Annotated in this window: 11 protein-coding genes; 10 read left to right on the plus strand and 1 reads right to left on the minus strand. The window is 62.0% G+C overall.

From position 1 onward, the window contains the following. Nucleotides 1-221: 221 nt before the first annotated feature. From ACIP1G_RS30985 to gfa, 6 genes are all read left to right on the plus strand, one after another. Nucleotides 222-4,316, plus strand: coding sequence for a DEAD/DEAH box helicase (locus ACIP1G_RS30985; protein WP_400744178.1), 4,095 nt, complete (start codon nt 222-224; stop codon nt 4,314-4,316). A gap of 709 nt (nt 4,317-5,025) precedes the next feature. Beyond that, nucleotides 5,026-6,348 carry an NAD(P)/FAD-dependent oxidoreductase gene (locus tag ACIP1G_RS30990; RefSeq protein ID WP_400744207.1) on the plus strand — a complete coding sequence of 441 codons (1,323 nt, stop codon included), beginning with the start codon at nt 5,026-5,028 and terminating at the stop codon, nt 6,346-6,348. A gap of 65 nt (nt 6,349-6,413) precedes the next feature. After that, a complete protein-coding gene (locus tag ACIP1G_RS30995) occupies nt 6,414-6,620 on the plus strand; it encodes a twin-arginine translocase TatA/TatE family subunit (protein ID WP_400744180.1) in 207 nt (68 codons plus the stop codon). Nucleotides 6,621-6,623: 3 nt separating this feature from the next. Beyond that, nucleotides 6,624-6,911: a Sec-independent protein translocase protein TatB gene (gene tatB / locus ACIP1G_RS31000; RefSeq protein ID WP_400744183.1), complete on the plus strand. Its 288-nt coding sequence runs from the start codon at nt 6,624-6,626 to the stop codon at nt 6,909-6,911. After that, nucleotides 6,908-7,684 carry a twin-arginine translocase subunit TatC gene (gene tatC / locus ACIP1G_RS31005; RefSeq protein ID WP_400744186.1) on the plus strand — a complete coding sequence of 259 codons (777 nt, stop codon included), beginning with the start codon at nt 6,908-6,910 and terminating at the stop codon, nt 7,682-7,684. The genes tatB and tatC overlap by 4 nt, the downstream gene beginning before the upstream one ends. Nucleotides 7,685-7,855: 171 nt before the next feature. Continuing rightward, nucleotides 7,856-8,434 carry an S-(hydroxymethyl)glutathione synthase gene (gene gfa / locus ACIP1G_RS31010; RefSeq protein WP_400744189.1) on the plus strand — a complete coding sequence of 193 codons (579 nt, stop codon included), beginning with the start codon at nt 7,856-7,858 and terminating at the stop codon, nt 8,432-8,434. Nucleotides 8,435-8,531: 97 nt separating this feature from the next. Here the strand turns inward: gfa and ACIP1G_RS31015 are convergent, their stop codons facing one another. Then, nucleotides 8,532-9,455 carry a LysR family transcriptional regulator gene (locus ACIP1G_RS31015; protein ID WP_400744192.1) on the minus strand — a complete coding sequence of 308 codons (924 nt, stop codon included), beginning with the start codon at nt 9,453-9,455 and terminating at the stop codon, nt 8,532-8,534. A gap of 109 nt (nt 9,456-9,564) precedes the next feature. On the opposite strand from ACIP1G_RS31015, the gene araD1 reads away from it, so the two are divergent. From araD1 to ACIP1G_RS31035, 4 genes are all read left to right on the plus strand, one after another. Beyond that, entirely contained in the window at nt 9,565-10,563 is a 999-nt protein-coding gene (gene araD1 / locus ACIP1G_RS31020) for an AraD1 family protein (RefSeq protein WP_400744195.1), read from the plus strand. A gap of 75 nt (nt 10,564-10,638) precedes the next feature. Next, on the plus strand, nt 10,639-11,958 hold the full coding sequence (locus ACIP1G_RS31025; RefSeq protein WP_400744198.1) for an MFS transporter: 1,320 nt from the start codon (nt 10,639-10,641) through the stop codon (nt 11,956-11,958). A gap of 42 nt (nt 11,959-12,000) precedes the next feature. After that, the gene (locus ACIP1G_RS31030; RefSeq protein ID WP_400744201.1) at nt 12,001-13,554 is read left to right on the plus strand and encodes a UxaA family hydrolase; all 1,554 of its coding nucleotides are present in this window, start codon (nt 12,001-12,003) and stop codon (nt 13,552-13,554) included. A gap of 29 nt (nt 13,555-13,583) precedes the next feature. Then, entirely contained in the window at nt 13,584-15,164 is a 1,581-nt protein-coding gene (locus ACIP1G_RS31035) for an aldehyde dehydrogenase (NADP(+)) (RefSeq protein ID WP_400744204.1), read from the plus strand. Nucleotides 15,165-15,276 lie beyond the last annotated feature (112 nt).

Genomic DNA, 15,276 nt, shown 5'->3' on the forward strand with positions numbered 1-15,276 from the left:
ACTGGCCCGAAACAGATGTGGGAGCGGCCTTGTGCCGCGAAGCGCCGCGCGGGCGGCGCTCGATCGAATAGGCGCTGCTAAAGGCATGGAGAACACCTTGCATTGCGCAACACGCTGGAGGACCAAGGCATTCAATAGCTGATCAGCTGCGACGTGGGGATCCCGAAAACATCTGAATTGACCTAGCGTACAATCGCTTTACCGCTCCAATGAGGTCCAACATGTCCACCCAACCGCTCAGTCCCGATTCTCTGCCCGATAACTGCAGGGGCCTGCTCTATGCCTTGGCGACGGCGTTCCCTGGCAAAGGGAAAACCTCGCTACTCAAACTGCTTCGGACCATGGGTATCTGTGACCCGGGCGGCAAGCTGCTTGATGTCACAACCTTGCCCGGCTTGCTGCAAGTGCTCCAGGACCAAGGCTGGGTCGAAGTCGAGCAGCGTAACGAAGGGCAATACTTCGTCGTGGCTGCACAGCGGCGCAACAGTGTACTGCTCAGCCTGCTAAACGCCGCTGACGGTGCCCAGCGATTGCAGCAGATCGACGACAGTCTGCCTGCACTTGGGCAGTGGCAAGCCCCTGGCAAGCCCCGGGCACTGCAAGAGCTCTGGCTGGACCTGCTGAGTGGTAGCGGCCAGCGATTGCAGCAGTCGATGTATCAGGCGGGAAGGCTACTCAACGCGAGGGAATGGACCAGTCAACACCCTATGCATCTTCTGCAGGCCGATGCGGCCGGCCTGAAAGTGTTTGCCCAGTTGGACGACACAGTACGCGGGCTGCTGCTGGAGGACTACCTGTGCTTGAACAACAGCCTGTTGGGGCCAGCATCGCAAAGCTATGCCGTAGCCCAGGTCGAAATGGCGCACTACCCCTCCCCTGCGCTGGGGGTGCAATTGATGCAACAGGCCCTGTGGCGAGGCGACTGGAAGCCGCTACAACTTTACGGTGAACAGGGCGCCCCGATCACCGTCGCAAGCGTGCAGTTCATGCTGCACGGCCAGGTTAGCGACGCCTTGAAATTGATACGGGCCTGGCTTACCGATCAGCGCAGGCAGACCAAAAAGCGCAAGATCGACCTGCCGCCGCTGCTCAACGCCCTGTACTGCCTGGCGCTCATCGCTGAAAACGATAGCCAGCACTACGCGGCGCTCAAGCAGGCTTTGGCGCTGGGCGACAAGCAGAACTACGGCATCGCCTACCCGGTGCTCTCCAAGCTGTTCGAGCAATTACAGGGCAATAAACCAGAACTCTCGTACCTGCGCTCCGACCCACTCAATGGTTTTGATGGCTTGATGCTGGCTCTCGCCCTGTACTGGCTGGATGCCCCGCTCGCGCGTGGGCAGGATTGGCGCACGAAGCTGCAAGACTACCGAGCTCAACTTGATCAACAGGGTTACGCCTGGCTGGCCGCGGAGTTCGATGCCTTGATTGCGGTACAGTATGGTGTACCACGGCAACTTCACGATCTGCATCACGAGGTAGGCCTGAAGCCGCTGGCCGCTTTGCTGCAGCGCCAGGAAGCCTGGCAACACGCCCTCAGTGCGCTGTGTCAGCTGAAGCCGGCCAGCGCGCCGACCAGCCCCACCAGCAAGAAGACAACTCGCCTGGCGTGGCTGTTGAATCTCCATCGCTACTCCAATCATCTAGAGCCGCGCGAGCAGAAGCTTGGGGCAAAGGGCCAATGGAGCAAAGGCCGTACAGTAGCCCTCAAGCGTCTGGTGGATGAAGTTGACCGACTGGACTTTCTTTGCGAGCAAGACCGGCAAGCGATCAGCATGATCCAGGCCAGCCAGACCTACTATTCACACGCCGAATACGAGCTACCTCCCGGCTTGGCCCTGCCCCGGCTGGTCGGTCACCCGGCGCTGTTCTGGCACGACGCACCGGATGTACGTGTCGAGCTTGAGGCAGGCCACGCCAGCCTGCACCTTGAAGCTGTCGATGGGCAGACTCATCTGCGCCTTGAGCCGCAGGGCATCGTCACCGAAGACACCTACTACCTGCACCAGCAAACGCCGACCCGCCTGCTGATCTATTCGATCAACAGCGACCTGCGCCAGATCGCAAAGATCATCGACAAAGGCTTGCACATACCGCAGTCAGGCAAGGCGGAACTGATCGAAGCGATCAGCGCCATCGCCCCGCTGCTGCCCATCCATTCAAACCTCCCCGAATTCGCGGCGCAGCTCGACCACGAACCGGCAGATACGCGTCTGTACGCACATTTGCTGCCACTTGCCGAAGGTTTGCGCCTGCAATTGCTGGTGCGGCCATTGGCCGAGAGCAGTTGGTTCCGGCCGGGCCAAGGCGCGCAAAACGTGCTTGGCGAGCGCGATGGCAAGCCACTGCAGGTGTGCCGGGACCTGGCAGGCGAACGCCAGGCATTGCAACAGGTGCTACTGGCCTGTCCCGGCCTGGCCAACGCCGATAGCGATGGTCAGGAATGGCAGCTGGCCCAGCCGCAGGATGCCTTGCAGGTACTCGCCGAATTGCATGCACTGGATGGCGACCAGGTGCACTGCGTTTGGCCGGAAGGCGAACGCATGCGCTTGAAAGGCCGCCTGGAGCTGAATGAGCTCAAGCTGGGCATGCGCAAACAAGGAGAATGGTTCGTGCTGCAGGGCGAGATCGCATTCGATGACGGCAAGGTGCTACACCTGCGCCAGCTTCTGGATCTGCTCAAGGCCAGCCCCGGACGCTTCCTCAAGCTTGGCGAGCGCGACTGGCTGGCACTTGATGAGACATTGCGCAAACGCCTGGACGAGCTGGCGCACCTGGCCGATCGGGTCACGGACCAAGGCCTGCGTCTGAGCCCGTTGACCGCACCGCTGCTGGCCGGATTGACAGCAGAAGTAGGCGAATTCTCTGCCGACAAGAGCTGGCAGGCACATCTGCAAAAACTGCAGTCGCTGCGCAATTACCAACCTCAACTACCCCGCACCCTGCAAGCCGACTTACGCGCCTACCAGCACGAGGGTTTCATCTGGTTGGCACGCCTGGCCGAATGGGGCGTCGGTGCCTGCCTTGCCGATGACATGGGCCTGGGCAAGACGGTACAGATCCTGGCCCTTCTGCTGCAGCGGGCTGCCGGCGGCCCACAACTGGTTGTGGCCCCGACGTCGGTAACGCTCAACTGGCAGGCTGAAAGCAGGCGGTTCGCCCCTCAGCTGAAGCTGCATCTGTATCACCAGGAACGCAACCTGAATGAGCTAGGCCCCGGCGACCTGGTTATCACCAGCTACGGCCTGTTACAGCAAGACAGTGCCGCATTCGCCGCCTGCTCCTGGAACAGTGTCGTGCTGGACGAGGCCCAGGCAATCAAGAATGCCCAGACCAAGCGCGCCCAGGCTGTCATGGCGTTGCAGGCGAATTTCCGCGTGGTCGCCACGGGTACCCCATTGGAGAACCACTTGGGCGAGCTGTGGAGTCTGTTCCGCTTTATCAACCCGGGCCTGCTCGGCAGCCAGGAAAGCTTTAACAGCCGCTTCGCTGCGCCAATTGAACAAGGCGATGCGGCAGCCCGCCGGACCCTCAAAGCCCTTATACAACCCTTTATCTTGCGCCGCCTCAAGAGCCAGGTACTCGACGAATTGCCTGCGCGGACAGAAATCACCTACAAAGTACCGCTGTCCGATGAGGAGGCCCACCTTTACGAAGCCCTTCGTCAGCAAGCTATGGATAACGTTGCAGAATCGGTTCCTGGTGCAGGAAGGTCTTTCCAGATATTGACGGAAATCACCCGACTGCGCCGCTTCTGCTGCCATCCAAGCCTGGTGGTTCCGGAATCTGTACTGCCAGGGAGCAAACTTCAGGCATTCGCCGCCCTCGTCGAAGAGCTTCTGGACAATGGCCACAAAGCCTTGGTGTTCAGCCAGTACGTAGACCAGTTGAGCATCGTGCGCACGTTGCTCGATGAAAAACGCATTAGCTACCAGTATCTCGACGGCAGCGTACCCGTCAAAGAGCGGGAACGCCGAGTGAACGCCTTCCAGGCTGGCATGGGTGAGATTTTTCTCATCAGCCTGAAGGCTGGGGGCAGCGGCCTTAACCTGACCGCCGCCGACTATGTCATCCATCTCGACCCTTGGTGGAACCCGGCAGTGGAGGATCAGGCCAGTGATCGAGCCTATCGCATCGGTCAGCAGCGCCCTGTGACCATCTACCGACTGGTCGCCGAAAACAGCATCGAGGAGCAGATCGTTGGCTTGCACGCTCGCAAACGAGACTTGGCCGACAGCCTGCTTGAGGGTGGTGAAATGAGCGCGAAGCTGGATGCCGACGCCCTGTTGGCGCTGCTCGCTGGCGGGACGCATTGATCCTGCGCCCATGGATATCGCATAAGGTTGGCACCGGCTGCGCCGGTGTTCGCGGCTAAAGCCGCTCCTACACCGACCCCATTGGATTCGGCACCTGCGCGGTACCTGTGGGAGCCGGCTTGCCGGCGACAAGGCCAATGCAGACAACTGTCTTGCTCAAAATATAAACACTTGCGCAAATCTCTGTGGGCGGCCTTGGCCGCGAACACCGGCGAAGCCGGTGCCATACACCTCGTTAGATTCTTCGCGGGCAAGCCCGCTCCCACAGGTACTGTGCTTGCATCGAGATGAAGCTGGTGATGCGGTACATGGCTAATTCCATCAAACCGATTCTGGGGCCGCCCTTCCCCGTACGTAACATCCTCTCCCGCCACAAACGCTGATCGCCTCTCGACAAGCTTGCACTCCCGCAATGGAGAGGCAGATTGACGCACCCCTTTCTCCAAACATACAATCTGTATACACATTGTATTCTTAGCATAAGAATCAATGCACTTCATGGATTCACCACATTCGGCCGTGCCGATGGGCGAACCCTGCAATACGACTTTGCAGTCGGCCGCTTCACCAAACACTTTGACTGAGATGGATGTAAATGGCAGTTACACGCAGGAATGTACTTATTGGGGCTGGCATCGGTGCCGGTGTTGTCGCAGCAGGTGGGTCAGCTGCATTGCTCAACGACGGAATCCCGGCCGACCCGGCCTCGCTGCATCGGGTGACCTCGCTGCCACGTGACGACTCGTCCCCGGGCTGGTTCCACACCAGCCGCGTGCGCCAGCCAAAAGCGCCGCTGGTGGGTGATGACAAAGCACCCTGGGTGGTGATCGGTGGCGGCTTCACCGGCCTGGCAGCCGCACGCCAGCTGGCACTTAACTTCCCTCAGGACAAGGTGATCCTGGTCGAAGCCCAGCAGGTCGGCTTCGGCACCTCCGGCCGTAACGCCGGTTTCCTGATCGACGTACCCCACGACATCGGCGCGCCGGACTACATCGGCGACAAGACCAATGCCAAGAACATCCTGCACCTGAACCAACGCGGCCAGGGCATCCTTCGCGACCTGGTCGAGCAGCACAACATCGTCGACGCCCACCTGCGCCACTCCGGCAAATACCAGGCAGCCATCGAGGACAAGGGCATCGCCGTGCTCAATGCCTACCGTGGCGGCTTGGAAGCCCTGGGCGAAAAGGTCGAGCTGATCGAAGGCAACGAGCTGAAAGACCACATCGGTACCTCGTTCTACCGCAAGGCGCTGTACACCCCGGGCACCATGCTGGTGCAGCCTTCGGCACTGGTCAAAGGCCTGGCCGACAGCCTGCCAGAGAACGTCACGCTGTACGAAGACACGGTGATCACCGCCGTCGACTATGGCCAGAAGATCGTCCTGCATCACCCGACCGGTCGCATCACTGCGGACAAGCTGATCCTCGGCAACAACCACTTCGGTCAGCATTTCGGCTTCCTGGAAAACCGCATGTTGCCGATCTTCACCTACGGCAGCCTGACCCGTCCGCTGACCCCGGCCGAACAGGCCAGCATCGGCGGCCAGGAATTCTGGGGCGTGATCCCGGCTGACCCGTTCGGCAGCACCCTGCGTCGTACCCACGACAATCGCATCCTGGTGCGCAACAGCTTCAGCTTCAACCCCGACGGCCGCTCCAAGGATGGCTATACCGACAAGGTCCGCGTCGCCCACCGCCAGTCGTTCGAGCGCCGCTTCCCAACCCTTACCGACGTGCCGTTCGAGCATACCTGGGGCGGTGGCCTGGGCATGACCCGCAACGGCGCCGGCTTCTTCGGCGAGCTGCGCGAGAATGTGTATGGCGCACTGGCCTGCAATGGCCTGGGTACCGTGCGCGGCACCGCCACCGGCACCCTGTTGGCCAACATGCTGGCGGGCAAGATGGAGCCGCTGACCGAGTTCCTGCTGGCCGCGCCAAAGCCTAACTGGAACCCGCCACAGCCGGCGCTGTCGATCGGCGTCAACTTCACCCTGCGCACCGGCCAGGCGAAGGCCGGGCTAGAAGCCTGATGACGTGCAGGCTGGTGCACATGCACCAGCCTGCCGATTCATCCCACCTGAACCAGGAGAACACCATGGGTATTTTTGACTGGAAACACTGGATCGTGCTGCTGGGCGTCGTGGTCCTGGTCTTTGGCACCAAGAAGCTGAAGCACTTCGGAAGCGACCTTGGCGAGTCGATCAAAGGCTTCCGCACGGCCATGAGCGACGAAGAGAGCAAGCCGACCGGGCTGGCGTCGACACCTGCCCAGCCGGCCCAAGCGCCGCAGCGCAAAGACTGACCCATGTTCGGTATCAGCTTCAGCGAGCTGCTGCTCGTCGGCCTGGTCGCCCTGCTGGTGCTCGGCCCCGAGCGCCTGCCGGCTGCCGCGCGTACCGCCGGGCTGTGGGTCGGCCGGCTCAAGCGCAGCTTCAACGCGATCAAGGACGAGGTCGAGCGCGAGCTCGGCGCCGACGACGTCCGCCGCCAATTGCTTAACGAGCATGTCCTGCAGGCGCCGCCGGCTCAGCCGAGCGCCACGCCAACCCCAGCCACAACCCCCGAACAGCCTCAACCGCAGCGAGCCCCATGAGCGCAAACCCGCAACACGACCAGCCGCTGCCGCTGGTTTCACACCTGACCGAACTGCGTACCCGCCTGCTGCGCTGCGTGGCGGTCATCTTTCTGATCTTTGCCGGGCTGTTCTCCTTCGCCCAGCAGATCTACACCCTGGTTTCGGCGCCATTGCGTGATCACATGCCGGCCAATGCAACGATGATCGCCACAGACGTGGCCTCGCCGTTTCTCACGCCGTTCAAGCTGACCATGATCGTCTCGCTGTTCCTCGGCATCCCGTTCATCCTGCAGCAGGTCTGGGGTTTCATTGCACCTGGGCTGTACCGCCACGAAAAGCGCATCGCCCTGCCACTGCTGGCGTCGAGCATCCTGCTGTTCTACGCCGGCATGGCCTTTGCCTATTTTCTGGTATTCCCGTTGATGTTCAGCTTTTTCGCCGCTGCCACCCCGGCAGGCGTGGCGATGATGACCGACATCGCCAACTACCTCGACTTCGTGATGACGCTGTTCTTCGCCTTTGGCGTGGCTTTCGAAATCCCGGTGGCGGTGGTGCTGCTGGTGTGGATCGGCGTGGTCGACGTGAAGTACCTGAAGAAGATCCGCCCCTACGTGGTCATCGGCTGCTTCGTGGTCGGCATGGTCCTGACCCCGCCGGATATCTTCTCCCAGACCCTGCTGGCCGTGCCCATGTGGCTACTGTTCGAGATTGGCGTGCTGTGCGGCAGCCTGGTCCGCAAGCGCAGCGAAGCCGACGATGCCCCCAACGCGGTCATGCAGGAGCGGCTTTAGCCGCGAACACAGGCAAAGCCGGTGCCATCCACCGCACAGGATTCTTCGCGGACAAGCCCGCGCCTACACGTACCGCGTCAGCACAGATACACAAATTGCCGGGGGCATCGACGGGAATTTTCACCTACGCTCCAGACTGGCCACACACCAGAGCCAGGAGGGACCAGCACCATGAACGCCGTCCAGTTACATCCATCGATCGACCAGGGTATTCAGCCCGAGCAGTCCGGTTTCTCCGGAGGCGCCCTGCAGTGCCTGTGCCCGACCGACAAGGTCCAGGTCGCCATCAACGCACAAACGCTGCACAACCATGCCTGTGGCTGCACCAAATGCTGGAAGCCTGCCGGCGCGACCTTCTCGGTGGTCGCGGTGGTCCCGCGCGACAAGGTCAGCGTGCTGGCCCATGGTGAGAAGCTGCAGGTGGTTGACCCCAGCGCGGTGATCCAGCGCCATGCCTGCCGTGACTGTGGCGCACACCTGTTCGGCCGCATCGAGAACAGCGGTCACGCCTTCTACGGCCTTGACTTTGTCCATACCGAGCTTTCCCCGCAAACCGGCTGGTCTGCACCGGCATTTGCCGCCTTTGTGTCCTCGGTGATCGAAAGCGGCACGCCACCGGCACAGATGGCAGCGATTCGCGAGCGCCTGCGTGAACTTGGCCTGGAACCCTACGACTGCTTGTCGCCTCCGCTCATGGATGCATTGGCAGTTCACGCCGCCAAGCAAAAAGGCACCTACCGCGACGCCTGACACTGCCTTTGGCGTCGACGCGGCCCGCCCGCCTCGACGCCAGTTGGAGCTTCATGCCGGTTCAGCGGGTCGCCTCATGCAATAGATGCGAAATCCATCAACCCTCTGCCATCAGAATGCGAATAAGGGCCTTGGCAGGATTGCTTGAGTCCACCCCTCGGCGGGTAACGATTTCATAAGGTTCGCTACGTGACTTCAGCTGCAATGGCAACTTTATGAGGGTGCCCCGCTCAATCTCCAACCTGACTACATCCCAAGGCATGACAGCCAGCAGTTGCGGGTCCTGACGCAACATCGCCAGCGTGGTGAACGTTGAAGAGGTCTCGATAGGGTATTGCGGGAAACCAAGCCCTCCCTCTCGAAACTCTCGCTCTAACGTCAATCGCATGGGCATGTTCACCGGAAACACAATCCAGCGGAAACTTACCAGCTGCATAAGCTCCAGGCATTGGCTTTCGGCAAGTGAATGCCTTGGGTTAGCTACCAGCACCAGTTTTTCCTGGTGCTTGACCCTACTCTCGTATGAGTCCGGTCGACGGCTGACGCTTGTTCTGCAAATCACCACGTCCATGCGTCCCTGATCCAGCATGCTCAGCAAACGATCGCTGGTGTCTTCGACTACCGTGACAGACAAGTCAGGTTGTTCTTCTCTTAGCTGAGCCAGGCCCTCCACCAGCATAGGCACTGCGCCCATTATGGTGCCGACAGAAAGCCGCCCACCGTGACCTTGAAGAATGCCCATCATCTCTTCGCGAAGATGAGCCAAGTCCGTGTTGATGAGTCTTGCATATCGCACTACGCAGCGGCCGAGATCATTAGCTTCCAGGCCTTTGGTGGTGCGCTCGAAAAGCACAGCACCCAAGGTCGACTCGATCTCATTTAGGGCCTTGGTGGCGCCTGGCTGGGTGATGGACATGGCCTCGGCGGCCTTGTGAATCGAGCCCAGCTCGTCGAGGCAGATCAACAGCCGCAGCTGGCGCAAACGTAGGCGTGAAGCCATGGAGCTCAAGGGTGGCAGCATAGGGGATCACTAAAAGTTATCACGAGGAGAACAGCTGTCATTAGGCAGCATCCTGCGGGAAATTTAAAGTGGCCTCCATTGATCCCCAAAAGAACAACAAGGAGCCCGCATGCGCCTGATCCAATTCGAAACCGCAACCGCTCAACGTCACGTGGGCCTAGTTGAAGGCGAGCAAATTCAGACCGTCCGCCATACCACTCACATGCGCGAACTGGCCCTGGCCGCTATCCGCAACCGCCGCAGCCTCAGTGCTGAAGTACTGGAGCGTGGCCTGGACAGCAGTACTGAAAGTTATCCCCTCGCCCTGGCCGAATGCCGCGTACTGCCGCCACTGGATCACGAAGACCCGGCTCACTGCCTGATCACCGGCACAGGCCTGACGCACCTGGGCAGTGCCTCGACCCGCGACAAGATGCACCAGCAGAAAGCCACCGACAGCGCCGCACAGACCGATACCTCGCGGATGTTCCAGTGGGGCATCGAGGGCGGCCGGCCGGCCGCCGGTTCCGTCGGCGCCCAACCGGAATGGTTCTATAAAGGTGATGGCTCCATCGTCGCCCGCCCGGGCCAGGCCTTGCAGAGCCCTGCCTTCGCCGAAGACGCAGGCGAGGAACCGGAACTGGCGGGGCTCTACGTGATCGGTGATGATGGCCTGCCATACCGCCTGGGCTTCGCCATCGGCAACGAATTTTCCGACCATGTGATGGAGCGCCGCAGCTACCTGTACCTGGCCCATTCCAAACTGCGCAATTGCGCCTACGGCCCGGAACTACGGGTGGGTGACCTGCCCCGCCACCTCGAAGGAACCAGCCGTATTCGCCGTGGCGACGCCGTGCTGTGGGAGAAGCCCTTCCTCAGCGGCGAGGACAACATGTGCCACTCCCTCGAAAACCTGGAGTACCACCACTTCAAATACTCACAGTTCCTGCGCCCCGGCGATGTGCATATCCACTTCTTCGGCACTGCCACCCTGTCGTTCGCCGACCAGGTCAAGACCGTCCCTGGCGATGTGTTCGAGATCAGCCTGAACGACTTCGGTGCGCCTCTGTGCAACACCGTAGGCCTCGCCCGGGAACCGCTGAAACCGGGAGCCGTGAAACCGCTCTGAGCCGATTCATCCACTGACTGAGGCGCAAGGAGGCGCCGCCCGACATTTCATAACAAACATAAGAGTGAGATGAGCATGAAAAACAGCCCTTATCCGGCGGCCCCCTCGCCCGCCCTCGCAGCCTCCGACAGCGCCCGCCCGACCACTGTGCGCTGGCGCATCTTCCTGATCCTGCTGTTGTTGGCAGCGATCAACTACATCGACCGCGCCTCGCTGTCGGTAGCCCTGCCGTTGATTTCCACCGAGTTCGAACTGACGCCGGCCCTGGAGGGGCTTATTCTCAGCGCTTTCTTCTGGTCTTACGCGCTGATGCAGATTCCTAGCGGCATGCTGCTGGACCGCTTCCAGGTCCGCAACATCGTCGGCGTCGCCACCGTCGGCTGGGGCGCGTTCCAGGCCTTGGGCGGGTTCGCCCACAACTGGATCACGCTGCTGATCACTCGCGTCGGCCTGGGTGTCGCCGAGTCGCCGATCATGCCGGCCGGCGCCAAGCTCAACGGCTCCTGGCTGACCCCCAACGAGCGCGGCCGCGGCGCAACCCTGGTGGACGGCGGCGCACCACTGGGCACCGCCTTCGGCGCGATCATCATCGCCGGCCTGATCACCTGGTTCGACTCCTGGCGCATCGCTTTCATCATCGCTGGTGTCGGCACCGTGGTCGTTGGCGTCTGGGCCTGGTGGTACATCCGCAACCACCCAAGCGAACACCCGCTGGTGAACAAGGCCGAGCTGGACTACATCACCCAGGCCAACGACGCCGCAAGCAAGGCCAACGGCAATCGCAAGGCCGTACTCAAGGAATTGCTCAAGAGCCGGTCGGTGCTGTGCATGTTCGCCGGCTACGCCTGCTACAACAGCGTGTTCTATGGCCTGCTGACCTGGATGCCGAGCTACCTGCACCAAACCCACAACCTGGATATCAAGGCCATGGGCGGTGCCACCTTCCTGATCTTCATGTGCGGTTTCGTCGGCGAGTTGATCGGTGGATGGATCGCCGACAAATGGCGCACCAATGGGGGCCAGCCGAACACCGTGATGCGCACCATGTTCGCCGGCTCCGCCGCCGTTGCCGCGCTGTGCATCCTGCTGGTGGCCTATACCCCGAATGCCGCGCTGGTCATCGGCCTGCTCTGCGTCGCCCTGTTCTTCATCCGCTGGTGCGGCATGTACTGGTGCCTGCCAGCCATCCTCGGCGGCAAGTCCAAGGCCGGCGTGCTCGGTGGCAGCATGAACTTCTGCGGCAACATGGTCGGCGTCATCGTACCGATCCTGATCGGCCTGATCGTGCAGTTCACCGGCTCCTACTTCCTCGCCCTGATCTTCTTCGTGGTCATGGCTTTTGGCCTGATGCTGTTCTCCGGCCTGATCGACTATCGCGAGCGCGGGCTTGCCTGAATTCCACCGGGTATAAGCCCCCCGTTTTTTGAGGTAACCGTGATGCAACTTATTACAAGTACAGGCAGTGAAAACGCTGCCTTGGCCGTGATCCGACTCAACCCGCTGGACGATGTGCTGATCGCTCGCCAGCCACTCACCGAAGGCCTGCAATTGCCTGAAGGCATCCTGGTGCGCGAGCCGATTCCGGCCGGCCACAAGGTCGCTGCCCGCGATATCGCCGCCGGTGAAGCGCTGCGCCGCTATGGCCAGATCATCGGTTTTGCCAGCCAGGCCATTGCTGCCGGCCAGCATGTCCACATACATAACGTGGCGATGGGCGACTTCAGCCGCGACTATGCCTTCGGCGTCGACGCCAAAGGCATCAAACAGCCCGTGGAAGACACCTTCATGGGCATTGTCCGAGCCAATGGCCAAGTGGCCACCCGCAACTACATCGGCATCCTCACCTCGGTGAACTGCTCGGCGACCGTGGCCCGGGCCATCGCCGACCACTTCCGCCGCGACATCCACCCCGAAGCGCTCGCAGCCTACCCCAATGTAGATGGCGTGGTTGCCCTGACCCACGGCGTCGGCTGCGCGGTCGACCCGGGTGGCGAAGCCCTGGCCATGCTGCAACGCACCCTCGGCGGCTACGCGGTACACGCCAACTTCCACTCGGTGCTGATGATCGGCCTAGGCTGCGAAACCAACCAGATTCCCGACCTGCTGGCGGCACAAGGCCTGGAAAGCTGCAACACCCTGCGCACGTTCACCATCCAGGGCACAGGCGGTACCTCCAAGACCATCGCCAGCGGCATCGCCCAGATCAAGACGCTGCTGGCCGAGGCTAACGCCGTGCAGCGGGAACCGGTCAGTGTTCGCCACCTCACCGTCGGCCTGCAGTGCGGCGGTTCGGACGGCTACTCCGGCATCACCGCCAACCCGGCGTTGGGCAATGCCGTGGACCGCCTGGTAGCAGCCGGCGGCACCGCAATTCTGTCGGAAACCCCGGAAGTCTACGGCGCCGAGCACCTGCTGACCCGTCGCGCGGTGAGCCAACAGGTCGGCGAAAAACTCATCGCCCGTATCCAGTGGTGGGAAGCCTACTGCCAGCGCATGGGCGCTGAACTGAACAACAACCCCTCGGCCGGCAACAAGGCCGGCGGCCTGACCACCATCCTCGAGAAATCCCTCGGCGCGGTGGCCAAGGCCGGCTCCAGCGACCTGATGGACGTCTATGAATACGCCGAGCCGGTCCGCGCCCACGGCCTGGTGTTCATGGACACGCCCGGCTACGACCCGATTTCCGCCACCGGCCAAGTCGCTGGAGGTGCCAATCTGATCGCCTTCACCACCGGCCGCGGTTCGGCCTACGGCTGCGCCCCATCGCCTTCGATCAAGTTGGCCACCAACACTCGCCTGTGGCAATCCCAGGAAGAAGACATGGACGTGAACTGCGGTGGCATCGCCGACGGCAGCACGACCATCGAAGAGCGCGGCGAGCACATCTACCGGCTGATGCTGGCCATCGCCTCAGGCGAGCGTAGCAAGAGCGAGCAGCACGGCTACGGCCAGAACGAATTCGTGCCGTGGCAGATCGGCGCCATCACCTGACACTTGTCCACCCGCTTACGGAGCCCTACATGACCCGCATCCTTGGTCACAACTACATCGGCGGACAGCGCTCGGCGCTGGGCGAGGTCCGCCTCAAAAGCCTTGACGCCGCAACGGGCGAAGAGCTGCCTGGCGCATTCAGCCAGGCCACCGCAGCAGAAGTCGATGCCGCTGCCACAGCCGCAGCCAACGCCTTTCCGGTTTTCCGCAGCCTGCCTGCTGGCCGGCGCGCAGAGTTCCTCGACGCCATCGCTGACGAACTGGACGCTCTGGGTGATGATTTCATCGCCACTGTCTGCCGCGAAACCGCCCTGCCCGCTGGGCGTATCCTGGGCGAACGCGGCCGTACCAGCGGGCAAATGCGCCTGTTCGCCAAGGTGCTGCGCCGTGGTGATTTCCATGGCGCGCGTATCGACCGCGCACTACCGGATCGACAGCCGCTACCGCGCCCGGACCTGCGCCAGTACCGCATCGGCGTCGGTCCGGTGGCAGTGTTCGGCGCCAGCAACTTCCCGCTGGCCTTCTCCACCGCCGGCGGTGACACTGCCTCGGCGCTGGCCGCCGGCTGCCCCGTGGTGGTCAAGGCCCACAGCGGCCACATGGCCACGGCCGAATGGGTGGCCGATGCCATCACCCGCGCCGCCGACCGCACCGGCATGCCGGCGGGCGTCTTCAACATGATCTACGGCGGTGGCGTAGGTGAGTGGCTAGTCAAGCACCCGGCGATCCAGGCGGTGGGCTTTACCGGTTCGCTAAAGGGCGGCAATGCCCTGAGTCGCCTCGCTGCCGAAAGGCCCCAGCCGATCCCGGTGTTCGCCGAGATGTCCAGCATCAACCCGGTGATCCTGCTGCCGGGCGCCCTGCAAGCCCGCAGCGACACCATCGCCCGCGAACTCAGTGCCTCGGTGACCCTCGGCTGTGGCCAGTTCTGCACCAACCCCGGCCTTATCCTCGGCCTTCGTTCACCGGCCTTTAGCGCGTTCGTCGAGCAGTTCAAGGCGCAGATGGCCGATCAGCCGGCGCAAACCATGCTTAACCGTGGCACCCTCGCCAGCTACCTCAAAGGGCTGAAGCATCTGCACGAGCATCCAGGCATCCGCCATTTGGCAGGCGTTGAACAGGTCGGCGGCCAGGCTCGACCACAGCTGTTCCAGGCCGATGTCAGCCTGTTGCTCAACGGTGATGAACTGCTGCAGGAAGAGGTCTTCGGCCCGGCAACCTTGCTGATCGAGGTGGAAGATCAGCAGCAACTGGCGGCCGCCATCCGGGCCCTGCGCGGCCAACTGACAGCCACGCTGATCGGCGAACCCGAAGAGCTGGCGGATTGGGGCTGGCTGGGCGAGCTGTTGCAGGAGAAGGTCGGCCGGGTGTTGATCAACGGCTACCCGACCGGCGTGGAAGTCTGTGATGCCATGGTCCATGGTGGGCCGTATCCCGCGACTTCGGATGCCCGCGGTACGTCAGTCGGCACGCTTGCCATAGATCGCTATTTGCGGCCTGTTTGTTTTCAAAACTATCCTGATGAATTGCTGCCGCCGGCCCTGCAGAAGAGTAACCCTCTGAATATATTGAGGCTGGTGGATGGAGAGTCTACACGTGAAGGTGCGTAGAGCCTAAGCGTGCATGTCTTGGGATTTGAGGTGATGCACAGATCGAGCGCCGCCCGCGCGGCGCTTCGCAGCACAAGGCTGCTCCTACATCTGTTTCGGGCCAGTTATTCCT

It is taken from the genome of Pseudomonas sp. NPDC089392 (genome assembly GCF_044749595.1).
Classification (GTDB): domain Bacteria; phylum Pseudomonadota; class Gammaproteobacteria; order Pseudomonadales; family Pseudomonadaceae; genus Aquipseudomonas.